Origin of the sequence: Pseudomonas sp. TJI-51 (assembly GCF_000190455.2) — a bacterium.
Taxonomy (GTDB): domain Bacteria; phylum Pseudomonadota; class Gammaproteobacteria; order Pseudomonadales; family Pseudomonadaceae; genus Aquipseudomonas; species Aquipseudomonas juntendi.
Map to the genome: position 1 here is coordinate 2,897 of NZ_AEWE02000151.1, position 25,806 is coordinate 28,702.

The 25,806-nt window shown below is 68.0% G+C and carries 19 protein-coding genes and 1 pseudogene; 6 read left to right on the forward strand and 14 right to left on the reverse strand.

The genetic code is table 11. The features are described 5' to 3' along the window. Positions 1-349 (forward strand): annotated as a pseudogene (locus tag G1E_RS29940) (hypothetical protein); the annotation flags it as partial. A gap of 58 nt (positions 350-407) precedes the next feature. On the opposite strand, the gene G1E_RS25250 reads toward G1E_RS29940, so the two are convergent. The 13 genes from G1E_RS25250 to G1E_RS25310 all read right to left on the reverse strand — a co-directional run bounded on the left by G1E_RS25250 (position 408) and on the right by G1E_RS25310 (position 17,212). Further along, entirely contained in the window at positions 408-719 is a 312-nt protein-coding gene (locus G1E_RS25250; protein WP_033690092.1) for a hypothetical protein, read from the reverse strand. Between the two features lie 200 nt (positions 720-919). Continuing rightward, a complete protein-coding gene (locus G1E_RS25255; protein ID WP_009681727.1) occupies positions 920-1,978 on the reverse strand; it encodes a hypothetical protein in 1,059 nt (352 codons plus the stop codon). Continuing rightward, positions 1,962-3,140, reverse strand: coding sequence for a CynX/NimT family MFS transporter (locus G1E_RS25260; protein ID WP_009681728.1), 1,179 nt, complete (start codon positions 3,138-3,140; stop codon positions 1,962-1,964). The genes G1E_RS25255 and G1E_RS25260 overlap by 17 nt, the downstream gene beginning before the upstream one ends. After that, positions 3,137-4,345 carry an acyl-CoA dehydrogenase family protein gene (locus G1E_RS25265; protein WP_009681729.1) on the reverse strand — a complete coding sequence of 403 codons (1,209 nt, stop codon included), beginning with the start codon at positions 4,343-4,345 and terminating at the stop codon, positions 3,137-3,139. Before G1E_RS25265 ends, G1E_RS25260 begins: the two co-directional genes overlap by 4 nt. A 3-nt stretch (positions 4,346-4,348) precedes the next feature. Next, on the reverse strand, positions 4,349-5,998 hold the full coding sequence (locus tag G1E_RS25270) for a class I adenylate-forming enzyme family protein (RefSeq protein ID WP_009681730.1): 1,650 nt from the start codon (positions 5,996-5,998) through the stop codon (positions 4,349-4,351). Further along, entirely contained in the window at positions 5,995-7,797 is a 1,803-nt protein-coding gene (locus G1E_RS25275; protein ID WP_047150221.1) for a CoA transferase, read from the reverse strand. Before G1E_RS25275 ends, G1E_RS25270 begins: the two co-directional genes overlap by 4 nt. 70 nt (positions 7,798-7,867) lie before the next feature. Beyond that, a complete protein-coding gene (locus tag G1E_RS25280) occupies positions 7,868-8,140 on the reverse strand; it encodes a MoaD/ThiS family protein (protein WP_009681732.1) in 273 nt (90 codons plus the stop codon). 44 nt (positions 8,141-8,184) lie between these two features. Beyond that, the gene (locus G1E_RS25285) at positions 8,185-8,595 is read right to left on the reverse strand and encodes a Mov34/MPN/PAD-1 family protein (protein WP_009681733.1); all 411 of its coding nucleotides are present in this window, start codon (positions 8,593-8,595) and stop codon (positions 8,185-8,187) included. 10 nt (positions 8,596-8,605) lie between these two features. Next, positions 8,606-9,778: a molybdopterin-synthase adenylyltransferase MoeB gene (gene moeB, locus G1E_RS25290; RefSeq protein ID WP_047150226.1), complete on the reverse strand. Its 1,173-nt coding sequence runs from the start codon at positions 9,776-9,778 to the stop codon at positions 8,606-8,608. 170 nt (positions 9,779-9,948) lie between these two features. Further along, the gene (locus G1E_RS29945) at positions 9,949-11,139 is read right to left on the reverse strand and encodes an aspartate aminotransferase family protein (RefSeq protein WP_256220464.1); all 1,191 of its coding nucleotides are present in this window, start codon (positions 11,137-11,139) and stop codon (positions 9,949-9,951) included. A 1,363-nt stretch (positions 11,140-12,502) separates the two neighbouring features. Further along, positions 12,503-14,872 (reverse strand): thiamine pyrophosphate-binding protein, encoded by a 2,370-nt coding sequence (locus tag G1E_RS25300; RefSeq protein ID WP_047150222.1) that lies wholly within the window; start codon positions 14,870-14,872, stop codon positions 12,503-12,505. Beyond that, positions 14,869-16,149: an MFS transporter gene (locus G1E_RS25305; RefSeq protein ID WP_047150223.1), complete on the reverse strand. Its 1,281-nt coding sequence runs from the start codon at positions 16,147-16,149 to the stop codon at positions 14,869-14,871. The genes G1E_RS25300 and G1E_RS25305 overlap by 4 nt, the downstream gene beginning before the upstream one ends. A 4-nt stretch (positions 16,150-16,153) precedes the next feature. Beyond that, a complete protein-coding gene (locus G1E_RS25310) occupies positions 16,154-17,212 on the reverse strand; it encodes a class I SAM-dependent methyltransferase (RefSeq protein WP_009681742.1) in 1,059 nt (352 codons plus the stop codon). 182 nt (positions 17,213-17,394) lie between these two features. On the opposite strand from G1E_RS25310, the gene G1E_RS25315 reads away from it, so the two are divergent. After that, positions 17,395-18,357: an AraC family transcriptional regulator gene (locus G1E_RS25315; RefSeq protein ID WP_009681743.1), complete on the forward strand. Its 963-nt coding sequence runs from the start codon at positions 17,395-17,397 to the stop codon at positions 18,355-18,357. A gap of 55 nt (positions 18,358-18,412) precedes the next feature. On the opposite strand, the gene G1E_RS25320 is transcribed toward G1E_RS25315, so the two are convergent. Next, a complete protein-coding gene (locus G1E_RS25320) occupies positions 18,413-20,401 on the reverse strand; it encodes a TonB-dependent receptor (protein ID WP_009681745.1) in 1,989 nt (662 codons plus the stop codon). A gap of 295 nt (positions 20,402-20,696) precedes the next feature. Here G1E_RS25320 and G1E_RS25325 point away from each other — a divergent pair, with 295 nt between their 5' ends. From G1E_RS25325 to G1E_RS25340, 4 genes are all read left to right on the forward strand, one after another. Next, entirely contained in the window at positions 20,697-21,872 is a 1,176-nt protein-coding gene (locus tag G1E_RS25325; protein WP_009681746.1) for a M20 aminoacylase family protein, read from the forward strand. Positions 21,873-21,956: 84 nt separating this feature from the next. Next, positions 21,957-23,267, forward strand: a complete 1,311-nt coding sequence (locus tag G1E_RS25330; protein ID WP_009681747.1) for a citrate-proton symporter — start codon at positions 21,957-21,959, stop codon at positions 23,265-23,267. Then, positions 23,264-24,721, forward strand: coding sequence for an amidase (locus G1E_RS25335; RefSeq protein WP_047150224.1), 1,458 nt, complete (start codon positions 23,264-23,266; stop codon positions 24,719-24,721). Before G1E_RS25330 ends, G1E_RS25335 begins: the two co-directional genes overlap by 4 nt. 64 nt (positions 24,722-24,785) lie before the next feature. Beyond that, entirely contained in the window at positions 24,786-25,556 is a 771-nt protein-coding gene (locus G1E_RS25340) for an IclR family transcriptional regulator (RefSeq protein ID WP_009681750.1), read from the forward strand. Positions 25,557-25,806: the final 250 nt, after the last annotated feature.

Below are 25,806 nucleotides of genomic sequence, written 5' to 3' on the forward strand. Positions count from 1 at the left end.
CCAGTACGACCCGGCCGGTGTACTGGTGCAAACCCTCTATAAGCTACGCGGCGAGTTCAAGTACGAATACGAAGCCAACGGCCAGTTGCGCAGCCGCAGTACCGCCCGCTCCCAGCTCGGTCTTGAACAAGCCGGTGCATTAGGCGACAGCCGCGAAGTCCCCTTCTACCGAATCACTCTCGGCTGGGCATTTGGGGGCGGCCACCACCATGCATTTTTCGGCGCTGGCTCGTTGGCGCCAGATCTACATCGATATTCCAGTACTGCGCTCGCGCCTCACGACTTTGGCCATCTTCAGGTCGAGTGGAGGGCCCCGCATCGCGCAGCCCGGCTTTCACCCTATTTGTAATACCGAAGGGACTATCAAGCGCGTTCAAGCCAAAACATAAAGGAAATCAGTTGCTATCTTATTGGGGTTTCTCCCCCATACTTGCTTTGAGTCGGGCCAATGTAGGTGACTCTCCACCTGTCAACTCAATGCCAAACTCTGCAAACGCATGCTCGAGATCGCCATACTGCTGCAAGCCTTCTTCAGTGAACAGGTAGCGACCCGGGATGTCGCGCCATTCCATGGCGGAATGGATCAGCTGTCGCTCTGCCGCATGCAGCAGCGGCTCTAGCTCTACGCTCAATTTCATGGCAGCGGGGTCCTGTGCCTTCAGGCTGTCGATCAACATGCGAAGCTTGACCGACTTCTGTTTGAGTTTTTCGGTGTTCATGTTCAGCCCTAGTTGGAAAGGGTGCCTATCAATTTTGGAGTGCCCCATTCGCTACGATTAGGTGTGAGGTATTGCATTGCCGCACCGGTGGGTGAAATTGTGCCATTGAGCTCTGTGGTAGGGGCAACTCCACTCACAAAAACTTCGGTTTGCTGCAAGGCCGATCTGTCCAAAGGCGAACGCCCCGGCACGCCCGCCGCTCACCACCCCGCCACGCCGCCGTCGCCAGCCAGTACCTGACCCTGGGCGCGCAGCGCCTCGACCAGGAAAAAGGTCGCGCAGGGCGTTTCCACCAGGCCGGTACGCTGTGCATCAAGGCGATAGCGGTGGCCGATGAAGCAGCCGTGCCGCACCGACGTTGTCAGCAGCCCGGCTATCTGCCGGCAGGCCAGCTCGCACCAGGCATTACGCCCCGGCAGGCATTGCCATAGGCGCAGCAAGGCCACCGAGGCGATGGCGATGGCGCAGGGGTCGGCCTCGTCGGCGCGTGGGCGGCCGCTGGCGGCGGCATCGCCCCAGCGCTGGGTCCAGTACTCGCAGGCCCGGCCTGCGGCCTCGGCGTACTCACCACCATAGCGACCTACGGCCTCGGCCAGCCCCAGCATCGCCCAGGCCTGCCCCCGTGCCCATTGGCCTGGCGCGGTACGCTGCCAGTTACCGCCTGGCAGCAACAGGGCCTGATTGGCCCAGGCGCCCGAGGGCTCGGACAAGCTGTTCAGGCAACGCTGCAGGTGTTGGCGTGCCAGGGCCCAATGGTCGGCGTCCGGGCTGGCATGCAGCAGGGCGAGCGTCGGGGCCAGTGCGTCGATGTCCAAGGTCCTGGCGCCAGCCTCGCCAGCCCCCAGCCCTGTGCCCAGCCACCAACCGCCCAACTGTGGATCGTAGTCCGCGGCCAGTGCCGCGGCCGCCTGGGTGGCCAGGCCACGGGCCTGCTCATCGCACGACTGGCGGGCGGCAAGGCCGGCGCCGTACCAGAACACGAAGCTGCGGTTAACACTCGGTTCGCCAAGCTGTGCGGCCAGCCGGGCGCTCCAGGTCCGTGCTTCGGCCACATCCACCGCATTGCCACTGGCCTGGGCGCGCCGCCACCAAAGCGCGGCCCAGAAGCCGCCCAGCCAGGAGCCGCGGCGCGACAGTTTCCAGGGCGAGTCCCGATCGACGCGGTACAACGGGAAATGGCCATCGCACTGCTGCGAGATGCGCGGCAGGGGCGCCAGCAGGGCTTCGATGATCGCCTCGCGTTTACGCTGTTCCGGCATCGGCGCAGCCCTCCGACACCTGCCGCGCCCGGTACAGGCTGCGGCATAGCCCGGCGCCCAGGCACAAGGCGATCATCAGCAGTGTCCAGCCCGCAGTGAAGCCGCCGGGCTGGCGCAGCAGCACGGCGAACAGCGGTGGGCCCAGTGCGATACCGCCAAAGAACCCCAGCGACAGCAGCCCGGCGCTACCGGCAACCCCGCCGAAGCGCGGTTCGCGCAGCAGCATGCTCATGGCCACCGCGTTGCTGGCGACCAGGCTCAGGCCCATTCCGACCACCGCCGCCCACAGGGGCCAGTGGCGCGCGGGCGTGGCCAGTTGCATCAACACGATCGTCGCCAGGGCGAACAGGAACAGGCCGCCCAGCAACACGGTTTCATCCCTGAAAGCCGCGCCCAACGGCGTGAGCAGCAGCCGTGAAAGCACACCGGTGACGCCGAACGCACTGATCATCAAGCCGATGCTCGCGGGCGTCACACCGAGGCTGCTGGCATGCACGCCAAAAAAGGTGATGAAGGCCGACAGGCACAGCCCGGCGCAGCCCTGGATGGCCATCAGCCGCAGCAGCCAGCCGTTGGGCCGCTGTACGCGTACGGGCGGTCGATGCGCCTGGGGCGCCGGGGCGATCTGTCGAGCGACCAGCAGCGCCAGCAGCAGCGCCAATGGCGCCCAGCAGCCCAGCGCCATGCGCCAGCCCAGGGCCTGGCTGAGCACCGGCAGGGCCAGGCCGGCGAGCAGCGCCGAGGCCTGCACCCCGGCCTGCTTGATGCCTACCAGGCTGGCGCGCGGTGCGTCCACCGCCTGGGCGATGGCCTGGTTGGTAGCCGGGTTGGCCAGCGCCTGGGCCACGCCGCAGAAGGCTAGGGCGATCACCAGCCCGACGAAGCCCGGCAGCACCAGCACCAGGCTGAAGGACAGTGCCACCAGCATGAACAGCGCCTGCAAGCCACGGCGCGAGCCAATGCGCTGTACCAGCGCCCCGGCCCATGGCGAGAGCAGCGCCGCCAGGCCGAATGCGCTGGTGGTCAGCCAGCCCAGTTGCTCACGGTCCAGCCCCAGCGCTTGAATCAGTTGCGGGCCGAGTACACCCAGCGCATAGAACACCATCATCGGCAGGCCCATGGCGCAGGTGAGCAGGGCGGCCAGCGGAACATGCCGCTTCATGGGGCCTCCTTGGCAGGCGAAGGAACGGAAGGGGTCAGCACGTCGAAGGCGCGGCCGGGGCGCGTGGCCTGGAGCAGGTCGCGCCCCAGGGTGCTGATCAGCGCGTCGTCGGTGCCGTCGAGAATGTGCGTGGTGCGGGCGCCGCGGTAGATGCCCGACAGCGGCGACAGCTCGCTCAGGCCCTCGGCGCCCATTATCTGGATCGCCGAATCCACGGCCAGCGACAGCGCATCGGAGGCCGCCAGCTTGGCCAGGTTGACTTCGATGGCGCTGGCCTGGCCGCGATCGAAGGTGGCCGCTGCCTCGCGCAGCAGGCCCCGGGCCGCCGCGATCTCGCGGTAACAGCGGTATACCCGGGCACGTACCAGTTGCTTGTCGGCGAGCCGTGCCTGCGCGCCGCGGGCCGAGTGCACCCGCGCGCACAGATCGTCGAAGCAGCGCCGGGCCAGGCCCAGCCAGTGGGCGGCGCGCAACAGGCGGCCCAGGCCCAGGCGTTGCTGCATCAGCATCAGGCCCTGGCCTGGCGCGCCCAGCACCTGGTCAGGCTCCACCCGCACCGCCTCCAGGTGCAGCTCGCCCTGGCCCTGCTGACGGCCTAGCAGCGCCAGTGGCCGCACGAAACGAAAGCCTGGGCTGTTGCAGGGCACCACCAGCATCGACAGGCCGGTCTGCAACGGGCCCTCGTCGGTGCGGGCGATGACGGTGGCGAAATCTGCCCGCTCGGCACGGCAGATGAACCACTTGCGCGCCGTCAGCCGCCAGTGGTCGCCTTGCCATTGGGCGCGGCTGTTCAGGGTGGCCGGGATCGAGCCGATGCTGTCGGGCTCGGACATGGCATAGCAGGGCACTTGCTCGCCGCGCACCAGCGGCAGGTACACGCGCTCGCGCAGGCTTGGGTTGGCGTGGCGTGCCAGCATGTGGCAGTCCAGCGTGGCGTCGCAGCCGAGAATCGCCGGCGCGAACTCGCTGCGGCCTTCTTCGGCGGCCACCTCCAGGTAGTCGCTCAGGCGCGCGAGGCGACCGCCGTCGGCCACGGGGTAGAAATTGCCGAATACCCCGGCGGCCTTGGCCTGGGCCTGCAGTTCGGCGCTTAGCCGCGCCGCCGCCGCGTCGCAGCGGCCCAGCTCGGCCTCACGGGGCAAAATCTGCCGCTCGACGAAGTGGCGTACCCGTTGCGCCAGTTCAATGACGTGCTCGTTGGCCATGGCTCAGCCCACCTGCCGCACGGGCTCGCCCAGCCCGGCTGCGTCGGCGGCCAAGGCACGCTTGTCGACCTTGCCGGCCGGTGTCAGTGGCAGGTGGCGATAAAAGCGCAGGTATTCCGGCAGCTTGTTCACTTCCAGCCCCTGTTCGCGCAGGAACCCGGTGATGTCCTGCAGGGCGAAGCGCGGGGCGCCGTCGCGCAGGGTCACGCACAGGCATACGCGCTGGCCCAGGTCCGGGTCGGGCACCGGCACGCAGGCCACGCTCACCACGTCCGGGTGGGCCATGGCCAGGCCTTCGATCTGCACCGGGCTGATGTTGGCGCCGCCGCGGATGATGATGTCCTTCTTGCGCCCGGCGAGCTTGAGGTAGCCGGCCGCGTCGATGAACCCCAGATCGCCGGTGCGCACCCAACCCTCGGCGTCGCGATAGCGCTCGTCCAGCTCAGGCGCATTGACGTACTGCATCGGGCTCAGCGGCCCGCGTGCCGTGATTTCACCCACGCTGCCCTGGGGCACTTCGCGGCCCAGGTCGTCGACGATACGTATTTCGCAGACCGCCGGGTTGGGCTTGCCCACGCTGCCCAGCACCGCTTCCAGCGGGTCGTCCAGGGTGTTGTGGCAGTTCACCCCGTCGGCCGAGCCATACAGGCTGATGAAACCGCAGCCGAACGCTTCGCTGCAGCGCAGCACGGTGGCCTGGTCGATCACCGAACCGCCGCAGATCAGCCCGCGCAGGCTGGAGGTGTCGATCTGCGCCAGGGCCGGGTCGGCGGCGATGCGTTGCAGCATGGTCGGCACGCCAAGGATGAAGGTTGGGCGTAGGCGCGCGATGGCCTTGATCGCCTCGCCCACCTCGAAGCGCGGCAGTACCACCAGCGAGCCGCCCAGCCAGCTGAGCACGCCGAAGGTGGCGGTAGAGCCGAACGAGGACCCCAGCGGGACCAGGTACAGGCCGCGGAATTCGGCGCCGTCGTCGCTGATGCGCTGCAGGAAGCGCCCCCGTCCACCGATCAGTGCGTTGTGCGAATACGCCACCAGCTTGGGCTCGGACTCGGTACCGGAAGACACCAGCAGGCGTACTGGCGAGTCCGGGCACACGCGCGGCAGGCTGGTGCTGTCGATCGGCGCATGCTCGAACAGGGCGTCGAGGGTCGACCAGCCTGCACGCGGTGCGCCGTCTACGATCAGCACGCGCAACGAGAGCAGGGTTGGGCGTAGCGACTCGATGACCTCGCACAGGTCGATGTCGGCATACGTGGCCGGTACGATGACCGCCCGGGCATCGCAGCGGCGCACCAGCGCCTGGATGTCGAGCTTGCCGCGCCCCGGCGGGAAGGGTGCGACGATGGCGCCCAGGGCCGCCACCGCCAGGTCGATGGCGCAGCAGCGCCAGCTGTTGCTCAATTGGTAGGCCACCACGTCGCCGGCAACGATGCCCGACTGGCGCAGGCTGCCGGCCAGGCGCAGGGCTGCGCCCAGCAGTTCGGCATAGCTGACGTCGCCCTCGGGGGACAGCACCGCCGGCTTGGCCGGCGTTTCCCGGGCGCGTTCGCGGAACAGGTCGAACACGTCGCGATTAGGGTAGCTGCCGTCTTCGCGCCAGCGGCGACGGGCAGCCTGGGGTACCAGGTCGATGATGCCGGCAGTGTTCATGTGAAACTCCAGGGTGATTGAACGGATCGGTAGGCGCGCTGACCGAAGCAGTCGGCCAGGCGCGGGTCGTTGGCCAGGCACGCCAGGTCCTGATGCACCTGGCTGGCGGCAATGCCAGCCTGCTGGCAGCGCGTCTGCCAGTGCCGGGCGTCGGCGCTGGCCAGGCGCCGGGGTAGCTCTGCGGGGGTGCAGGTGCCGCCCAGCAGTTGCCCCAGGGCTTGCCACTGCTGGCGTGTCTGGCAGTCCAGTGCGAGCAGGCCGTCGCCGGTCTCGAACACGCCTTGCAGCAGGCTGGGCGGGGTGCTGTTGCAGGGGGGGGCCAGCAGCAGGTCGGCGGCGCCCAGCAGCGAGCTGTGTACCTGGTTGCCGCGCCCGTGCAGGCTGCGGTCCAGCAGCGCGGCGCAGATGCCTTGCGCGCTGATCACACCACCCAGGACATCGAGCGCGGTGAACAGCGTGCCGCCACGTGTGCCACTGGCGCGGGCGATGCGCTCGGCGACGCCGGACCACGCCTGCACGGTGAAGTCGGTGCCGGGCGCCGATACCGGGGCATCGCCCCAGCCACCGGCGTAGGCATGCACCAGGCCCGGCCGGGCAAGCTGCAGGTCGGCGGCATCCAGACCCAGCTCGGCGGCCTTGCCGGGGGCCCAGTTATGCAGGAACACGTCGGCGTCGGCGCACAGGGCGCGGATCTCGGCGCGACCTGCAGCGGACTTGATATCCACTTCGCGTACTGTCTTCAGGTGATTGAGCGCGTCGAAGCGCACCGAGCAGCCATCGGCGCAGGGCGGCATGTGCCGCAGGGGGTCGCCGCCTGGCGGCTCCAGGCGGATCACCTCGGCACCTAGCAGGGCCAGCAGGTGCCCGGCCAGCGGCCCCTGGATACGGCGGCATGACTCCAGCACGCGCAGGCCTTGCAACGGTAGCGCGGCTGGGCGCGGGGCTGGCCGCAGCGGTGCCTGCGGGCCGGGTGTCAGCCGCCAGGGGGTGTGCAGGCTGGCCGGGTAGTCGGCATCGGCCTGGCGCTGCGCCGGGCTGCGCAGTACCACCAGCGCTACCCCGCTGGCCCGCGCCTGCTGCCGGATCTGCGCCAGCGGCAGGCGCGCCAGTGCGTCCAGGCATTCGGCCGGCATCGGCGCCACGGCCTTAGCATAGCGCAGCAGAAAGTGCTGCCAGGCTTTGCCGGCCAGGCTGTCGGGCAAGCCGAGGGCGTGCCAGAAGTGGCGCCAGGGCTGGCTGTCGAGGGTTTCCAGTTCGAAGGCCGTGCCTTCCAGGGAAACGAACGGCGGGCGGGCAAGCGCGTCGTCCTGCCCCGGCAGCAGCCGTTCGGCGTCTTCCGGTGCGGTTGCGCCAGCCAGGTACTGGCCGATACTCAGCAGGCCGCCGCGCAGCGGGTCCAGGCTTACCTGGGTGAACTGCCCGCCGCGCAGTTGGCCGACGGCAGCAGCCAGGCTGGCCTGCCAGGCGAGGGCGGCGTTGAGGGCGGCCAGGTAATCCACGCCCAGTGCTTGCGGGCGCCCGCTGGCACGGCCGTGCACCGACATCAGGCCGCAGGCAGCTTGCTGTATGAACTCGCTGGTGCTCTCCAGGGGCAGACCTGGCGGTGCAACGAACCGCATGTGAACGGGGTGCAGATCAGCGTGGGCCAACTGCAGCGCGGCCCCTTCGGCCAGGCCGTCGAGGGCACGCAGGCCAAGGCACTGGCCGTGGTGTTGCAGGGCGCGGCTCAGGCCCTGCCAGCCGGGCAGGGAGGGGCCGCTGCGCCAGCCGAGGCTGGCGTCATCTAGCATACGGGACATGGCGGATCTCGCGAACAGGTTACGGGCGAGCAGGCTTCGCGGGCGGGCCCGCGAAGCGGTGAGCGGTGGGTCAGCCGCCGGCCACGGCGGGCAGTACGGTCAGCTGGTCACCGGGGCGGATAGGCGTGGCCAGGCCGTCGGCGAAGCGGATGTCGTCGTCGTTGACGTAGATGTTGACGAAACGGTGCACCTGGTCGTCTTTCACCAAGCGGGCCTTGATGCCGGGGTAGCGGCTGTCCAGGTGCTCGATGATGTGGCGCACGGTATCGCCTTGGGCCTGGACCTGCTTCTGGCCGTCGGTGAGTGGGCGCAGCAGGGTGGGGACGATCACGGAAACCGACATGCTTTTCTCCTTGTGGTACACGTTGTGCCGGGGGCCGGCAAGGGTCAGGGCTGGACGCACAGGGGCTCTTCGAACACCCGTCCGTCGATGATGCGAAAGCTGCGCGCGGCGTGCCGCGCCTCGCCCCAGGTCGAGACGATCAGGTAATGCACCTGGGGGTCGCTGGCCAGGGCGATATCCTCGCGGCTTGGCCAGGCTTCGCTGGCGGTGTGCGAGTGGTAGATCACCCGGCAGTCTTCGTCGCGCTGATCCAGCTCACGCCAGACCTGCAACTGCTCGCGCGGATCGAAGCTGAACCAGGTGGGGCTGGCGGCCTGGTTGCGCATCGGTACCACCCTGTGTGCAAGCGGCTCGCCGCTGGCGGCGGCAATCAGCCCACAGGCCTCGATGGGATGCGCGGCCTGGGCCAGGTGCCTTACCTGTTCCAGGGCCTGAGCGGTGATGCGCAGAACCATGCGGGCGCCCTCAATAGCTCGGCAGGGCCGGTTCCACTTCGCGCACCCACGCCAGCACGCCGCCTTGCAGGTCACGCACCCTGCCGTGGCCGAGCCGTTGCAGGTCGCCGGCCACGGCTTTGGAGCGCATGCCCGACTTGCAGGTGATCACCAGGTCGGTGTCGTGGCCGTAGCGCTCGACGATCTGCGTCGCCACCTGCGCAGACTTGGGCATGAGCACCGCGCCGTCGATGCGCACGATGTCCCATTCGGTCGGCTCGCGCACGTCGATGATCACCGGCGCGCGTCCGGCATCCTGCAGCGACTTGAGCTGCACCGCGCTGATCTGCGGCACGGGCGCTGCATCACTGGCAGCGGGTCGGTCCAGCCCGCACAACGCCTGGTAGTCGCCCAGGGCGGTGACCGGCTGGCGCTGCGGCAAACGGCGCAAGGGCAGCTCGCGGTAGCTCATCTGCAACGCGTCGTAGACCATCAGGCGGCCCAGCAGTGGCTCGCCGATGCCGGTCAGCAGCTTGATCGCTTCGGTAGCCATGATCGAGGCGATGGCCGCGCACAGCACGCCGAGCACGCCACCTTCGGCGCAGGAAGGCGCCAGCTCCGGCGGCGGTGGCTCCGGGTAGAGGTCGCGGTAGTTCAAGCCGCGACCGCCCGGGGCATTCTCCCAGAACACCGACGCCTGGCCTTCGAAGCGGAAGATCGAGCCCCATACGTAGGGCTTGTCGGCCAGGATGCAGGCGTCGTTGACCAGGTAGCGGGTGGCGAAGTTGTCGGTGCCGTCGAGGATCAGGTCGTAGCCGCTGAACAGCTCCACGGCCATGTCCGCCTCAAGGCGTTCGGTATGGGTGTGCACCTTGACCAGCGGGTTGAGGCGGGCAATGGCCTGGCGAGCGCTCTCGGCCTTGAGCTCGCCGAGGGTGTCGACGCTGTGAATCACCTGGCGTTGCAGGTTGGACTCGTCGACCCGGTCGAAGTCGATCACGCCCAGGGTGCCGATGCCGGCTGCGGCGAGGTAGAGCAGGGTCGGCGAGCCCAGCCCGCCGGCGCCGATCACCAGCACCCTGGCGTTCTTCAGGCGGCGCTGGCCGAGTACGCCGATGTCGGGAATCAACAGGTGACGGCTGTAGCGGTTCACTTCTTCGCGGCTGAGCTCGGCTGCGGGCTCGACCAGAGGCAGTAAGGTCATATCGCTTTCTTCCATTCAGTAGATACGAACTGGAACCATTTTCAATTGTGTGAGCCGCCGGTTCAATCCGCCGAGCGGCCCGATTCGTATGGCAAAGCGCGGTAAAACTATGGGTTTTGTCGGCGGGGCGGTGGCAGGGCGCAAAGGGGCTGCGTGGCAGCCCCCGTGGCTCACGACTGGAACGTGGCCAAGTCCTCGCAGACGCTGGCGAAGGCGCTCAGAAAGCATTCGGCTTCCTCGCGCGTGAGCACCAGCGGCGGCTGGATACGCATCACCCGGTTGTTGTTGGCGGTAACGAAGGTGAGCACGCCATGTTCCTCGGACAGCTTGGTCATGAAGCGCAGCACGAACATGTCTTCCAGGTTCTGCTCCAATGCCTGGGCGGCGGCCTCCAGGTGCGCGCGGGCAGCGCCCGACAGCATGCGGTAGGTGGCCATGGCCTGGCCCGGTATGCGCCCCGCCAGTTCCTTGACCAACGCCTGCACGCCGCCGCGCATGTCCTGGTGAAACTCGATCGCCAGCATCAGCCCGCGGCCGCGCACCGCCACCAGGAACGGGTAGCGGTCCACCAGGTGCTGCAAGCCGGCCTGCAGAAACGCCCCCACTTCGGCGGCATTGGCACACAGGCCGTCCTGCTCCAGCACATCCAGCGCCGCCAGGGCCGCGGCGGCAGCGAAGTTACCGCCACCGAAGGTCGAGGTGTGCAGGGCGAAGCTGTCGATATCGCCATAGGCACGTTCCCACACGGCGTCGCGCGACAACGTGGCACCGATTGGCACCAGGCCGCCGGACAGCGACTTGGAAAGCACCATGATGTCTGGCGCGGTATTGTCCCACTCACAGGCGAACAGCTTGCCCGTGCGGCCCAGGCCGGTCTGGATCTCGTCCAGTATCCACAGGCAGTCGAACTCATCGCACAGCGCACGAACCCCAGCCAGGTAGCCAGGCGGTGGCAGGATCACGCCGCCTTCGCCCTGGATCGGCTCGACGATGAAGGCAGCCACGTCGCCTTGCTCCAGGCGCCTGCGCAACGCGTGCAGGTCGCCGAAGGGCAGGCTGTCGCAGCGCGGCAGCAGGGGCTCGAAGGGGGTGCGGTGCTTGGCCCGGCCGGTCACCGACAGTGCGCCCAGGGTCTTGCCGTGGTAGCCGTTGTCGCAGTAGACCACGCTGCGCTTGTCGCTGGCGGCCAGGGCCAGTTTCAGTGCCGCCTCTACCGCCTCGGTTCCGGAGTTGCTGAAGAACACCCGGTTCAGCCCACCGGGCGCCAGTGCCGCCAGGCGCTGGGCCAGCAGGCTGGCGTGCAATGGCGCCGAGAGGTACTGGATGAAGGTGGGAAATTGCGCCTGCAGGTAGCCTTGCAAGGCCTGGCTGATGGCTGGGTGATTATGGCCGGGGTTGAGGCAGGCGGAGGCGGGGGANNAGGGCGGGTGTGGGGCCAGCCGTAGCCGGCGACGAAGTCGAGAAAGCGCCGGCCGTCCAGGTCGGTGAGCCAGCAGCCCTGGCCCTGGCTGAAGACACGCTCGATATGGTTGAACCGGTAGAACTCGCGCAGCACCGGGTTGATGTGCTCGGCAAAGCTGTTGAGCACTTCGCGGCGCAAGGCCAGGGGCTCGTCGGTGGCGTCGCTGGCGCGTAGCGCACGGCGCGGGTGGTGGTGGCGGTGCAGGCGGTCGAAGGCCTCGCTGGCGAGCACTTCGCCGTCATGGGTCATGGGCGAAGGGCTGAAGCCGTGACGCTCGGCGATGCGGCCGATCTCCAGCACCTTGTGCACCGGCAACTCACGGCCCAGGGAGAATGGCTCGGCGCGGCCCTCCAGCGCCAGGATCATGGTTTCGGCCAGGCAGCCATTGAGGCTGCGCTTGGGCTCCAGGCCCAGGCTGCGCAGCCCCAGGTGCACGGCGGGGCTGGCGGAGACCAGGCCGGCGTCCACCAGCAGGATGTCGCGGCGCTGGTGGGGCACGTCCATCACGTCCTTGGGCAAGGCGGCATCCAGCACCACCGAGCCTGGCAGCAGCCGGCGTGGGTCGATCAGGCCGCCGCTGGACGTCGCGGCTACATAGAAGCGCACCTGGGCGTAACAGTCTTCAAGGTTGTCATGCAGGGTGACCTGGGCGTGGTACTGGCTGGGCAGGTATTCCAGGTGCGCCTGGGCCTGCTGGGCGTTGCCCCGGTGCACCAGGCGCAGCCGGCAGCCCTGTTCGGCCAGCAACCGCGCCACGGCCAGGGCGATCGACCCGGGGTAGCCGAGTACCGCCACCTCGGCGTCCGCTGCGGCGATGCCCAGCAGGCGCAGGCTGTCCATCAGGTTGGCGTAGGCGGCGAAGGCGGTCAGCGAGTTGCCGGTGGTAACGGCCACCTCGGCCTGCTGCATGGTCGCCACGCCGCGGTTGCCGACGATCGCGGTAAAGCCGCCCAGGCCCACCAGTTCGGCGCCTTCGGCCTTGAGCGCGGCCACGCCCTGCAGCACCCGTTCGGCAATCGCGCGCGGCTGGCGCAGCATCTGCTCGGCGGTCAGCGGCACGAACTGCAGCATTCCCGAGCACTCGGCGCCACAGGCGCTGACGATGCGCCCGAAATCGATGAACGGCACCAGGTTGCGCTGCTGCCAGCGCTCGGCCTGGTAACCCCAGGCCTGTTCTTCCAGGGTGCGGTCGAGCATGTCCACCAGCTTGACCTGATGCAGCAGGCCAGTGGAGGTGGGGTGGGCAATGAATCCGAATTTCATCAGCAGTTTTCCATGTTCAGGCGGCTCCAGGCGGTTTCCGAGACCAGGCTCAAGCCATCGCCCTCGGAGTTGTGGCCCAGCCATACGTCGAAGAAGTTCAGGCGCCCCGGCGCAGTCAGCGCCTGGCGCAGGGTGTCGGGGCAGAACTGCAGCAGGCGGGCGCGGCAGACACGCAGCGGGCCGAACGCGCGCTCTTCCCACAGCGGCCCCTCGGCCAGCGGCACGTTGACCTGGCTGGCGCCGTGGCAGGCATAGCGTTTGTCCAGGTAGGTCTGAATCATCGACAGCACGCCGTTGGCCAGGTACATCACCGTGACGTTGCGCTGGCCGGCATCGGCGCTGCTGGCCAGGCTCATCGCCAGGCGCTGCTCGATGTCCGGCACCAGGGCGCGGGCACCGTCGCCAATGAACGCCAGCACATGGCGCTCGTCGTTCAGGGCTATGTAGGGCAGCGACATCAGCGCATCGCCCATCAGCGCCCGGCCGTACCAACCGGAGAAGCCGGCGTCGGTACGGGGCAGGTTACGCAGGGCCGACAGGCTGCAACGGCCCACGTCGTAGACACCGGTGTAGCGGTAGCCGTGACACTCGATCAGCTCGCCAAGCAACTGGCCGAGGCGATGAAAGAAGTAGTTCGGCGTCATCGGCAGGGTTTCGATCTGGTCGCTGGGCAGCACCTCGCGGGTGCGCTGCAACCTTTGCAGCCGCTCGCGGCGGGTGCGCAGCAGCGCGGCCGGTACGGCCAGGCGCGGCTCCAGGTAGTCGAGCACCCTGTTCAGGGCCAGCGGCACTGGCAGCTCGCAAAACGGCGCGATATGGCCGGGCTGGTGGTTGACCTGGGCAATGTGGAACAGCCTGGGCAGGCGACCTTCCGAGTAGGGCGTGGCGGACTGGTCGATCTTGCTTTTGACGAACATCAGCCAGGGTTTGCCCGGCTCGTTGTCGGTGCCTTCGAGAAACGCGTGCACGCGGCGGCTGAATCCGTACATCGACAGCGGCCCGAGGTAATTGGGCACCGGCTCCTGGTCCTGATAGGCGCATACGCTACCGGGCGCGACAATGCTGTCGGCCAGCGCGATGCCAGCGCGGCGCGCCAGTTCGACCACCCGCTGGCGCTCGTCGGCAGCCAGCCGCCCGCATTGCCAGAGCAGGCGCGAAGGCGTGTGGTTGATCACCGCCAGCAACTGCTCCAGCGCCGCCAACTCCGGTGCCGTAAGCGCCTGCTGCATGGCTGTGGCGGGCATGGGCGGGGGCGGGCCTTCCAACTGCGCGCGGGATTCGAGCACCGCCTGGGTGGCGAACAGGAAAGTCGGCGCCGGGCGTTGGTCAAGGGCAGCGAAGGCCTGTTCGACACAGGCCGCGGCTTCATCCGGGCGGCGCACGAAGCGCTGCCACAGGCCGCGGGCGGCGATGACCTGATGGCCATCGTTGTCGGCGTCCAGGGTGCCCTGGAAGGCGAACCAGACCGACTCCGGGGAGTCGGCGCAGACCACCAGGCCCGGCGCACCGGCGCGCTTGAGGTTGGCCAGGGTGCCGCGCATCTCGTCAAGCATGCCCGAGGTCATCACGATCACGTAGGCCCGTTGGTACAGCTGCCAGCCGGCCAGGGCGCTGACCGCCAGGGCGTGCTCGTTGCAGGCGCTGTGGAAACCGCAGGCGGTTGGCCGCAGCAGTTCGCCCAGCGAGTCGAGCAGGCCGGCGACCATGGAGCCGGTAAAGAAATGGCAATCCCAGGCCTGGCCCCAGCGTTGGGTCATGCGCTGCTGGATGTCGCGGGCCAGGCTCACCGGCTCAGCCGATTGCAGGGTGGTGCGTGCCAGCAAGCGGTTGCAGTAGGCGTGCTCGAGGTGGTCGACGAACAGGCGCAGCAGGTCGGCGCGGCGCAGCGCGCGGTCTTCGTGGGGCACGCGCAGCAGGCGGTTGCCGCCCAGGCGGGTCAGCCAGTGCTGCAGGTGCTGCGCATGGCACAGCAGCACGGCGCTGCTGGGCGAGCGGCGGGCTTCGGGCTGGGTGTCGAGCAGGGCGCCCAAGGGGTCGTGCTCGGGTTGCGCTTGCAGGTCACGGGTGTCCAGCAGCACGTGGTCGCAGGGGCAGGCGGTGGCCAGCGCCGCCTGGGCCTGGGCAAGGTCGTCGAAGGCCAGCAGTTGCAGGGCCAGCGCCCCTGGCTTGGCCTGTTGGCGCAGGTAGGCTTCGGCCTGGCCGGCAACCTGGCGGTACAGGCTCTGCAGCTGGGCGTCGGGCCAGTGCTGGCTGGCGTGCGGGGTCTCATGCCCCAGCCAGTGGTTGAGCCGGTCGAGCACGGCGCTGACGTCGGCCCGTAGCGCCGGATCGCGGCTGATCAGGCAGATGCCGTAGCGGTGTGGCTTCATGGTTTGCCCTCAAGGGTGATGGAAGCGGTGCCTGGGGCGGCGTCGCCGGGGGTGCGCAACAGGGCGTCGGTGCTGCGGGCGATGCTGTGGCGCACTCGCCACGCCAGTACCAGCGCCAGCGCCAGGCCAGCGCCCAGGCTGGCCAACAGGCCGCCATAGCCCAGGCGGTCGAGCAGCAGGCCGGCGAGCAACGGTGCAGCCAGACGGGTGACCACGAACAGGCTCGACTGCAGGCCATAGTCGCTGGCGCTGCGTTGCTGGCGGCTGAAGAACAGGGTCAGGCCGAACATCAGCGCCGACACCGCCCCCATGGCCAAGGCCAGCAGTAATGCACCGGCGATCAGCCAGGGCTGGCCCAGCCGCAGCCACACCGCCAGGCCCAGCACCCCCAAGGCCAGCAGCGCCGCCAGCAGGTACAGGACAATCGCCCGTGCCGTGCCCAGCAGCGGAATCAGGCGCCCGCCCACCAGGCTGGCAAATGCGCCCAGCGTGCCCCCGGCAATGCCCACCAGCCAGGCCACCTGCTCCAGGGCCATGCCCTGGTCGAGCAGCAGGGGTTTAAGGTACAGCCAGGCCGCCCCGATGAACGGGAAGGCGCTGAGCAGCAACCAGGTCCACTGGCGTGCCGCCGGCTGGCCGAAAAAGCCGGCCCAATCGGCCACCAGGCCCGGTGCCATGGCTGCCGGTGTGGGCACGCTCGGCAGGCGCCTGGCTACGAGCAGCAGCGTCAGCACCCCCAGCGCCAATGCCGCGCCCATGATCACGAACGGCGCCTGCCAGCCCAGGCGCGACTGCACCAGCAACATCGCGCCGCCGCCCACGATCGCACCCACGAACAAGGCCGCGGCGCGGATGCTGCCGGCACGCACCTGTTCGTGGCGCGGCAGCCATTGCACCGCCAGGGCATTGAGTGGAATGTCCATCCAGGTGGCGACGATGCTGATGGCGAAGGTCATGGCGAACAGCGCCAGGCGCTGTTCGATGAGGTTGTCGCGGGCGATCAGCGCGTACAGCACGATCAGCACGCCACCGAGCAACGCCAGCCAGCGCGGCAACGGCGAGCGCCCCAGGCGCACCCGTTGCACCGGCACGGCCATGAGGAACTTGAACACCGCCGGCAGCCCGGCCAGCTGGAACAGACCGATCTCGGTCCCGCTCCAGCCGTATTGGCGCATGACCAGCGGCAGGCCGAACATCAGGTAGATGCTCGGCACGGCCAAGGCCAGGTTGAGCCAGCCGAACAGCAGTTGCAGGGCGATGACAGGGGGGCGGGTCATGGTGTCACTCCTTGGCCTTGCGGGCGATGACTGCCGTTACCGGCGTTAGTGGGTAGCGCACGCCATCGACCTGCTCTACACCACGCCAGCCGCTGTCGCGCAGCAGCTGCGCCAGCTCGCCCTCGGCCAGTACGTGGCGGCCTTGCAGGCGCATGTGCAGGTAGTAGGGCAGCACCTGGGCCGCGACCTGACGGGCCTGGGGCACTTCAGCCTGGCAGCACACCAGCAGGCCACCGGGCGCGAGCGCCGCGTGCAGGCGCTGCAAGGTGGCCGGCAGGTCGTCGACGAAGTGCAGCACCGACGAGCACCAGATCAGGTCGTAGCCGCTGCCGATGTCGTCGCTGTTCATGTCTGCGCCGCGCGCGCTCAGCCGGGCGCCCAGGCCGGCGGCGGCGATATTGTCGGCGGCCACCTGTGCCGTCTCGGGGTATTCGAGGACCACGCCGCTGAGCGCCGGCAGTTGTCGGGCCAGGGCGATGGCCACCAGGCCCGGCCCGCCGCCGAGGTCGAGCAGGCGTTGCAGGCGTGGGTACTCCGGCAGGCTGGCCAGCAAGGCACAGGCGCTGTCGCAGGTGACCGCTCGTTGTTCCTGGGCGATCTGCAAGCGCGCGGCATTGGCCCACCCCTGGTCGAGCTGGGCGGTACTCGGCGCCTGGCGCGGCATGCCCGTGCGCAGGTAGCCGTCCAGTTGTGCGCCGGTTTCCCGCAGCACGCGGTGGCGGAACATCAAGGCATCGCCGCAGTACTGGACCGCGTCGCTGCGCAGGTGGCGGTCGGCCAGCGGGCTATTGCGGTAGCGCGCCGGGCGCTGAGCATGGCGTTCGAGCAGGTCCAGGCTCCACAGCAGTTCGAGGAAGTAGTCGGCGCCCTCGGCATGCCAGTCCAGGGCCTGCGCCACCTGGGCGGGGGCGAGGTATTGCTGCAGGTGATCGAACAGGCCGTGTGCCAGCGCCAGCTGCAAGGCGTCGGCCGCCAGCCCTCCCAGTTGCAGGTCCCAACAGGCTTGCAAGGGGTGGGTGGCGGTGGGGTGCGGGTCGCGGGGGCGGGGTGCAAGTCGGGTCACGGTAACTTCCTGTAGTTGTCGCGTGTGTGGCCGTTGCGGGCCCACGGATAAGGAACGAAACGGGGCATGGCCGAATCAGCTCAAAGGGTGGTATATATTAAATAAGAATCATTCACATAAAATATGCGAGCCGGAGCCGTTTCTATGCGGTGCGACGGCCGCAGATCCTCAGGGATGTCTTCATGAACACGAGCAACGCCACCTGCCGCCTGGGCCTGGACCAGCCCCGGCACCGTTCGCTGAGCGCCGACGGGCGCCTGCGCCTGCAACTGGACGAAGCCTACGGGCAGTGCCACACCGACCTGCTGCAACTGGAGCAAGGCCTGTCGCTGGGGCGCCTGCATTACCACCCCACACGCCCGCTGGTGGAGGAGACCTGCGGGCCGCATGACGGCCACGTGATGGTGGTGACGGTGGGGCTGCAGGGAAAATCCGGCTTCATCGGCCAGGACGGCAGCAGCCTGGCGTTCGAGGCGGGGCACACCACCATCACCGCCTTCCGTGCCACGCCTGGCGAGCGCCGTTACCAGGCCAACGAAACCGCTTCGCAACTGCGCGTGGTGATCGACCACGCGACGCTGTGCAAGTACGTGGGCGAGGCACGGGCCACTGAAGTGCTGGGCAGCGGCCGGTTGCACCGCCTGGATTTCCGGCCCAGCTCCCAGGCCGCCCAAGCCCATGCCGCCGCGCTGGTGCGCTACCTGCAACCGGGCGGTCTGGACCCGGCCCACCGGCTGGACCTGCATATCCACACCCTCAGCCTGCTGGCCGAGCAGTTCAACCTGCTGGCGCCGCCGCCCAGCACCGCCGCGGCCTTGAGTACCAGCGACGTGCAGCGTATCGAGCGGGCGCGCAACCTGTTGTGCGAGCAACTGGACAAGCCGTTGACCGTGGATTACCTGGCCACGGCGGTGGGCATGAACGAACACAAGCTCAAGGAGGGGTTCCGTTACCTGTTCGACACCACACCGGCACGCATGCTGCTGGAATTGCGCATGCGCAAGGCCATGACCTTGCTGGAGGCCGGGCAACAGGTGGCGCAGGCGGCGTGGCAGGTGGGGTACAAATACCCGAACAACTTCACCGTGGCGTTCACCCGCTATTTCGGGCGGTCACCAAAGTCGATCTTCGGGCGCAAGCGCTGAGCCCGGTCAGGGCGCCGCTGCGGGCCATGGCGTGGGTCGCAGCGGCGCGCCCCCCCTACAGCTCGAAGCTGACCCTCATCCCCACCTCGCGTGGCGGGCTGTACACGGTCACAGCGCCATTGAGCAGCCCCTGGGCGTCGTAGCGCTTGTCCAGCAGGTTGTCGACATAGGTGCTGACGGTGTACTGCCCGAAGCGGTAGCCAGCGCTCAGGTCCACCAGGCCGTAGCCGGGGCGCCGATAGGTATTGGCAGCGTCCAGATACACCTTGCCCACCGCACTCAGCGCGCCCTGTACGTACCAGCCGGCATCGGCGTCGTAACGCAGGCCCAGGTGGCCGGTGAAGTCCGGGGCGAACGGGTTGCGGTTATCCTCGTAGTCGTTGCTCCCCTCGCGGAACCGCTCGAAGCGGGTGCGGTTCAGCCCCAGCGCTGCAGTGAGGGTCCAGCGTTCGCCCAGCAGGTATTCCAGGTCCAGGTCCAGGCCGGTGGAGGTCGCCGCCGCCGCATTGGTGATGTACACCAGCCCCTGCTGCACCAGTTGCTGTACCTGCATGTCACGCACCTGCATGCGGTACAGCGCCGCCGAGTAGCGCAGGCGCTGGTCCGCGGTCAGGCCCTTCAGGCCCACCTCAAGGCTGCGCACCTGCTCCGGGTCGTATGCCGGGTTGCCGGCGCTGCTGGCGAAGGCATTGAAGCCGCCCGCACGCATGCCCTGGCTGTAGCTGACGTAGGCCTGGGCATCCTCGCTCAGCGCATACTGCAATGCCACCTTGGGGGTGAAGTGCTGCCAGCTGTCGGACTGGTTGCGGTTGCCTGCCGGGTCGATCCAGGCACGTGCGTACTCATAGCGGCCACCCAAGGTCAACGACCAGGCCCCGGACAGCTGCTGCAGCCATTGGCCGAACAGCGCGGCGGTATTGCCCCCCAGGCCGGCCTGGGTGCGGCTGAGCCCCATCGGCAGTTTCTGCTGGTAATCCAGGTCGTGGTCTTCACGGTCGGCATACGCGCCCAGCAGCCAGCGGCCTTGCCCGTGGCTGCCACTCAGGCGCAGTTCCTGGCTCAGGGTTTCGAAGTGGTAGTCGCGGGCCAGGTGCATGAGGTCGCTTGGCTGGAAGTCGGTGTCCTGGCGTAGACGGTCGTCGAACACGCTGCGTGCGGTGATCGAGCGCAGTTCCAGGTCGCCGCCCAGTTGCCGGCGCAGGTCCAGCGACCAGGTGTCGCCGCTGGAGTGGTTACGCCCGGCCAGCCCGGAATTCACTGCCCGGTCGCGGCCCGTGCGGCTGCCCCATTGCGCGGCCTGGTCGCGGTATTTCAGGGTGCTGTAGCGCAGGGTCGCGTCGGTGAGCGCGTCCGGCGTCCAGCGCAGGGTCAGGCGGCCGCTCTGGCGCTCGCGGTCGTCGGCTTGGCCACCGGCGAAGTCGTCGTCCAGGTAGCCGTCCTGGCTTGTCCATTGGCCGGCGGCGCCTGCATACAGGGTGCCTTCTATCAGCGCGGTGCTCAGGTCGGCGCTGACCAGGCGCTTGTCACGGCTGCCCAGCCCGGTTTCCACCCGGGCGTAGTCGGCGTCGCCCGGCTGGCGCGTGAACACGCTGAGCACGCCGGCCTCGGCGTTGCGACCGTACAGTGCCGATTGCGGACCGCGCAGGATCTCCACGCGCTCGACGCCCACCAGGTCATTGTCGAAGCCTTGGCCGCGCAACACCGGCACGCCGTCGACCAGCATCAGCAGCGAGTTGGAGAAGGCCGTGGCATTGGAGGTCAGGCCGCGCACCACCGGCAGTTGCGTGCCCGACTGGCCAAAGGGCTGGAAGGTGAACCCCGGGGTGCGCCGCACCAGTTGTTCCAGCGAGTCCACCGGTGTGCTATGCAGGGTCCTGGCGTCGATCACCGAGAGGCTGGCAGGCAACTGGTCGCGGGCTTGTTCAAGCTTGTCGCTGGCCACCACCGTGTCTTCCAGCACCAGCCGTTCGCTCGCGCTCGTCGGCGTCATACCGCCTGCGACCACCAGCCCTGTGAAAACCCCCACCAGCGTTGTTCTGGCCATGCCCGTTCCTCGATGTTGGCAACGCGCACCCCGCACGGGCACGCAACGGCCGGCATTGTATCGCCTGACCGAGAATCATTCGCGTCTGTAACCTATGCGCCAGCGACGGTTTCCTATGCGTGGCTGCGGATGGAGCACCACCAGCACCAGGCTTTTGTTCCGCAGCATGAAACCAGTTTCGGTTGTGTGCCACGGCAGGCCAGGTTTAGCTGGCAGCCAGCACGACCTGCCTCACCCGTCGTGACCTCAAGGCGAACAACAAGAACGGGAAACCACCCGCACAAGGAGACTGCACATGTCCCGACATCAGCACATCCTGGCCTGGCTGAACGAGGTGGCCAGCGACCTGCACGCAATCCGCCATGATATTCACGCCCACCCGGAACTGGGTTTCGAAGAAAACCGCACCTCAGCGCTGGTCGCCGGCCACCTGGAACAATGGGGCTACGAGGTGCACACCGGCATCGGCAAGACCGGCGTGGTGGGCGTGCTGCGCCATGGCAGCAGCCAGCGCCGCCTGGGCTTGCGTGCCGACATGGACGCGCTGCCCATCCATGAGGCCACCGGTGCCGCCTACAGCAGCCAGCACCAAGGCTGCATGCACGCCTGCGGCCACGATGGGCATACCACCATGCTGCTCGGTGCCGCCCGCTACTTGGCCGCCACCCGGCAGTTCGACGGCACACTGACGCTGATATTCCAGCCGGCAGAAGAGGGGCAGGGTGGTGCCGAGGCGATGCTGGCCGATGGCTTGCTGACGCGTTTTCCCTGCGATGCATTGTTCGGCATGCACAACATGCCAGGGTTGCCCGCGGGGCAGCTGGGCTTACGGGAAGGGCCGATGATGGCTTCGCAAGATCTGCTCACCGTAACCCTGGACGGCGTGGGGGGCCACGGCTCCATGCCGCACCTGACCGTCGACCCGCTGGTCGCCGCCGCCAGTGTGGTGCTGGCATTGCAAACCGTGGTGGCGCGCAATATCGATGCCCAGGAGGCAGCGGTTGTGACGGTGGGGGCCCTGCAGGCCGGCGAAGCGGCCAACGTGATCCCGCAACAGGCACTGCTGCGCCTGAGCCTGCGGGCGCTGGATGCTGAAGTACGGGCGCAGACCCTGCAGCGGGTGCGGGCGATCATCACCCACCAGGCTGAAAGCTTCGGCTGCCGCGCCAGCATCGAGCACCGCCCGGCGTACCCCGTGCTGGTCAACCACCCGGCAGAAAACGCCTTCGCCACCCAGGTAGCCGTGGAGTTGCTGGGCGCCGACGCGGTGGATACCAACACCCGCAAGCTGATGGGCAGCGAGGATTTTGCCTGGATGCTGCAACGCTGCCCGGGGGCCTACCTGTTCATCGGCAACGGCGTCGCGGGGCCGATGGTGCACAACCCCGGCTACGACTTCAACGACGACATCCTGCTGACCGGCGCTGCCTACTGGGGCGCGCTGGCAGAGCGCTGGCTAGCACCTGCCTGATCCTGCCGTTTTTACAGACTGCCGCTGGAACCCGGGTGCGACCGTGCCCGGGCGATCACCCAAACACCGTGTGGAGTGCTCCCTATGCAGACTTCGAGTAATGGCGTGTCGCGTACCCGGCAAGTGGTGGCTGCCGTCATTGGCAACGCCCTGGAGTGGTATGACTTTATCGTGTACGGCTTTCTGGCCAGCATCATTGCCCGGCAATTCTTCCCCTCCGACGATGAATACGCCTCGCTGCTGATGGCCCTGGCCACCTTCGGTGTCGGCTTTTTCATGCGCCCGGTGGGCGGTGTGCTGCTGGGCATGTACGCCGACCGCAAGGGGCGCAAGGCAGCGATGCAGCTGATCATCCGCCTGATGACCGTGTCGATCGCCATGATCGCCTTTGCCCCCGATTACCTGGCCATTGGCATGGCCGCGCCGCTGTTGATCGTGGTGGCGCGCATGCTGCAGGGCTTTGCCACGGGCGGTGAGTACGCCAGCGCCACGGCCTTCCTGGTGGAGAGTGCCCCGGCCCACCGCAAGGGCCTGTACGGCTCCTGGCAACTGGTGGGGCAATGCCTGGCGGTGTTCGGCGGTGCGGCAATGGTGGCACTGGTTACCCACCTGTGCTCGCCTGCGGCGCTGGACAGCTGGGGCTGGCGTATCCCGTTCGTGCTGGGCCTGCTGATCGGCCCGGTAGGGCTGTGGATTCGCAAGCACATGGAAGAGCCCGAGGCGTTCATCGAGGCCCGCCGCCAGGCCAAGGGCCGCTCGCCCAGCCTGCCGCAGGTGCTGCGTGAACACCGGCGCAGCCTGCTGGTGGCCATGGGCCTGGCTTCTGGCGCCACAGTGTCGTTCTATGTGGTGCTGGTGAACATGCCGACGTTTGCTCACAAAAGCCTGGGCCTGCCGTTGGACCAGGTGCTGCTGGTGCAGATGCTCGCGGTGGGCCTGATGACGGTGGTCATTCCACTGGCCGGGGCGCTGTCGGACCGTTTTGGGCGGCGGCCGGTGCTGATGGCCTTCACCCTGGCATTCTTCGTGATGGTCTACCCGCTGTATGTCTGGGTCGCCGCGGCGCCATCCCTGGAGCGCCTGCTGGTCATGCAATTGCTGCTGTGCACGGCCATCGGCGGTTTCTTCGGCCCGGCGCCGACTGCCCTGGCCGAGCAGTTCCCGGTCGAGGTGCGTTCCACCGGCGTGTCGGTGGCCTATAACGTGGCCGTCATGGTATTCGGTGGCTTTGCCCCGTTGATCGTGACCTGGCTGACCCAGGCGCTGGGAACCCCGGTGGCGCCATCGTTCTATGTACTGTTTGCCTGCCTGCTGACCTTGTTGGCTACCTACTGCCTGAAAGACGCACCCCGGGCGGGCAACCGGGCTGCCTTCAACCTTGGAGTGAAACCGTGAAGCCGCTTGTCATCGACCCCATTGTCGCCCTCGGCGCCGAAGCCTTGTCCCAGGCCATACACGCCCGCCAGCTGTCGTGTCGCGAGGTGATGCAGGCCTACCTGGTGCACATCGAGCGGTGCAACCCACGGGTCAATGCGCTGGTCTCGTTGCGCCCGGCCGCGGCGCTGCTGGCCGAGGCCGACCAACGTGACCGCGAACTGGCCCGCGGCCATTCACGCGGCTGGATGCATGGCATGCCCCAGGCCATCAAGGACCTGGCGGCCACGGCCGGGCTGCGTACCACACTGGGTTCGCCGCTGTTCGCCGACCAGGTTCCCCAGCACGACGCGATCAGTGTGGCGCGGGTGCGGGCAAGTGGCGCCTTGATCGTGGGCAAAAGCAACGTGCCCGAGTTCGGCCTGGGGTCGCAGAGTTACAACACCTTGTTCGGCACCACCACCAATGCCTACGACCCGACACGGGTGGCGGGGGGCAGCAGCGGTGGCGCGGCGGCGGCACTGGCCATGCGCCTGCTGCCGGTGGCCGACGGCAGCGACATGATGGGCTCGTTGCGCAACCCGGCGGCGTTCAACAACGTGTTCGGCCTGCGCCCCTCGCAGGGGCGGGTGCCCCACGGCCCTGCGCCGGAATTGTTCGTGCAGCAGTTGGCCACCGAGGGGCCGATGGGCCGCAGCGTGACCGATGTGGCCCGGCTGTTATCGGTTCAGGCCGGGGCAGATGCGCGGGCACCGCTGGCGCTGAGCGAAGGCCGGCGCGATTTCGCCGCCGGCTTGCAACGTGATCTGCGCGGCGTACGGGTGGGCTGGCTGGGGGACTACAACGGCTCCCTGCCGATGGATGACGGGGTGATGAGCCTGTGCGAATCGGCCTTGGCCGATTTCGCCGAGCTGGGCTGCCGGGTCGAGGCCTGCCAACCGGCATTCGACCTGGCTCGCTTGTGGCAGTGCTGGCTCACGCACCGCCACTTCCTGGTGCATGGCAACCTGAGCGCAGCCTATGCCGACCCGGCCCGGCGCACACTGCTCAAGCCCGAAGCACAGTGGGAGGTGGAAGGCGGCTTGCAGTTGAGTGCTGCAGCGCTGTACCAGGCTTCGCTGGACCGTAGTGACTGGTACCGCGCCATGGCTGAGCTGTTCGAGCATCACGATTTCCTGCTGCTGCCATCGGCCCAGGTGTTCCCTTTCGATGCGGGCCTGCCATGGCCACAGCGGGTAGGCGGGCGGCCCATGGACACCTACCATCGCTGGATGGAAGTGGTGATCGGGCCGACCCTGGCCGGCTTGCCGAGCATGAGCGTGCCGATCGGTTTCAACCCTGGCGGCTTGCCCATGGGCTTGCAGATCATTGGCCCGGCCCAGGCAGACCATGCCGTGTTGCAGTTGGCCTATGCCCATGAACAACTCACCGGCTGGGTGCAACGTTGCCCGCCGCCCAGCCTGCAGGCGCCATGAGGTGCTGGCCAGGCGCGCTTTTTGCTGGCTATGCTGACCCTCTGGCAACCAGGAGGTCATCCCCATGGGCAACACGGCAGAAGGTGGCGGCGTGCGTTCGGTGGAGCGGGCGCTGGCCATCGTCGACCTGCTGGGCGAGCACCAGGCACTGGGCCTTGAAGAACTGCATTACCTGACCACACTGCCCAAGGCCACGGTGTCGCGCATGCTTGCTACCTTGCAGGTGCAGGGCTGGGTTTATCGCGGCCTCAGCGACCGGCGCTATCGGCTGTGCTCGCGGCGCTTGTACGGTGACCGCCAGTTGCGCTTCAAGCGGCGCCTGGTGGAACGCGCCGCGCCGATGCTGCTGGAGTTGAGCGAACGTACCGGGTTGGTGGTGGACCTGTCGTGTTTCGATGGTCAGCGGCTGGAGGTCATGGAAAGCGCCATTCCGCAGATCCTGCGCAAGCGTTACCCGCATACCTGCCAGATCGTCGGCCATCATGCCAGCTTGTTCCATTCGGCGATGGGCCGCGCCTGCCTGGGTGAGCTGGGGCTGGAGGAGGTGCAACGCCTGGCGGCCGATGCGCGGCTGCGGGACGATGCGTTGCTGCGCGATATCGAGAAAGTGGCACACAGAGGTTTCGGCCAGCGCACCGAGGGCCACTGGGAGTACCCGGTACGCCTGCCGCACCTGATTCGCGCCATTGCCTTGCCCGTGCATGCCGAAGGCCGCCTGGCCGGGAGCATCGCCTTGCACTGGCCGTTGGACCAGGCGCCTGTCGAGCGGGTACTGAGCCTGCACCTGAGCAGCCTGGCGAGCACGGTTGGCGAGGTGCAGCGGGCGTTGGCCTGAGGCTGGCGGTCGTTGCTTTCGCACCCTATGGCCGCTCTTGATGCCTGATGCTGTTTACTTGAGGGTGATGCCACACTGATTGGGGCTGCTGCTCAGCCCATCGCAGGCAAGCCAGCTCCCACAGGGATTGCATCAGGGCTGACAGGTGTTTGCCAGAAGATATGCAGCGCCTGTGAGATCGAGCGCCGCCCGCGCGGCGCCATCGCGAGCTGCGCTCGCTCCTACGTTTGTTTCGGGCCAGTAACGCCTG

Bases quoted from the DNA above. Each gene is read 5' to 3' on its own strand.
- G1E_RS25250 (WP_033690092.1), bottom strand. From the start codon at position 719: ATGAACACCGAAAAACTCAAACAGAAGTCGGTCAAGCTTCGCATGTTG.
- G1E_RS25255 (WP_009681727.1), bottom strand. From the start codon at position 1,978: ATGCCGGAACAGCGTAAACGCGAGGCGATCATCGAAGCCCTGCTGGCG.
- G1E_RS25260 (WP_009681728.1), bottom strand. From the start codon at position 3,140: ATGAAGCGGCATGTTCCGCTGGCCGCCCTGCTCACCTGCGCCATGGGC.
- G1E_RS25265 (WP_009681729.1), bottom strand. From the start codon at position 4,345: ATGGCCAACGAGCACGTCATTGAACTGGCGCAACGGGTACGCCACTTC.
- G1E_RS25270 (WP_009681730.1), bottom strand. From the start codon at position 5,998: ATGAACACTGCCGGCATCATCGACCTGGTACCCCAGGCTGCCCGTCGC.
- G1E_RS25275 (WP_047150221.1), bottom strand. From the start codon at position 7,797: ATGTCCCGTATGCTAGATGACGCCAGCCTCGGCTGGCGCAGCGGCCCC.
- G1E_RS25280 (WP_009681732.1), bottom strand. From the start codon at position 8,140: ATGTCGGTTTCCGTGATCGTCCCCACCCTGCTGCGCCCACTCACCGAC.
- G1E_RS25285 (WP_009681733.1), bottom strand. From the start codon at position 8,595: ATGGTTCTGCGCATCACCGCTCAGGCCCTGGAACAGGTAAGGCACCTG.
- moeB (WP_047150226.1), bottom strand. From the start codon at position 9,778: ATGACCTTACTGCCTCTGGTCGAGCCCGCAGCCGAGCTCAGCCGCGAA.
- G1E_RS25300 (WP_047150222.1), bottom strand. From the start codon at position 14,872: ATGAAGCCACACCGCTACGGCATCTGCCTGATCAGCCGCGATCCGGCG.
- G1E_RS25305 (WP_047150223.1), bottom strand. From the start codon at position 16,149: ATGACCCGCCCCCCTGTCATCGCCCTGCAACTGCTGTTCGGCTGGCTC.
- G1E_RS25315 (WP_009681743.1), top strand. From the start codon at position 17,395: ATGAACACGAGCAACGCCACCTGCCGCCTGGGCCTGGACCAGCCCCGG.
- G1E_RS25320 (WP_009681745.1), bottom strand. From the start codon at position 20,401: ATGGCCAGAACAACGCTGGTGGGGGTTTTCACAGGGCTGGTGGTCGCA.
- G1E_RS25325 (WP_009681746.1), top strand. From the start codon at position 20,697: ATGTCCCGACATCAGCACATCCTGGCCTGGCTGAACGAGGTGGCCAGC.
- G1E_RS25330 (WP_009681747.1), top strand. From the start codon at position 21,957: ATGCAGACTTCGAGTAATGGCGTGTCGCGTACCCGGCAAGTGGTGGCT.
- G1E_RS25340 (WP_009681750.1), top strand. From the start codon at position 24,786: ATGGGCAACACGGCAGAAGGTGGCGGCGTGCGTTCGGTGGAGCGGGCG.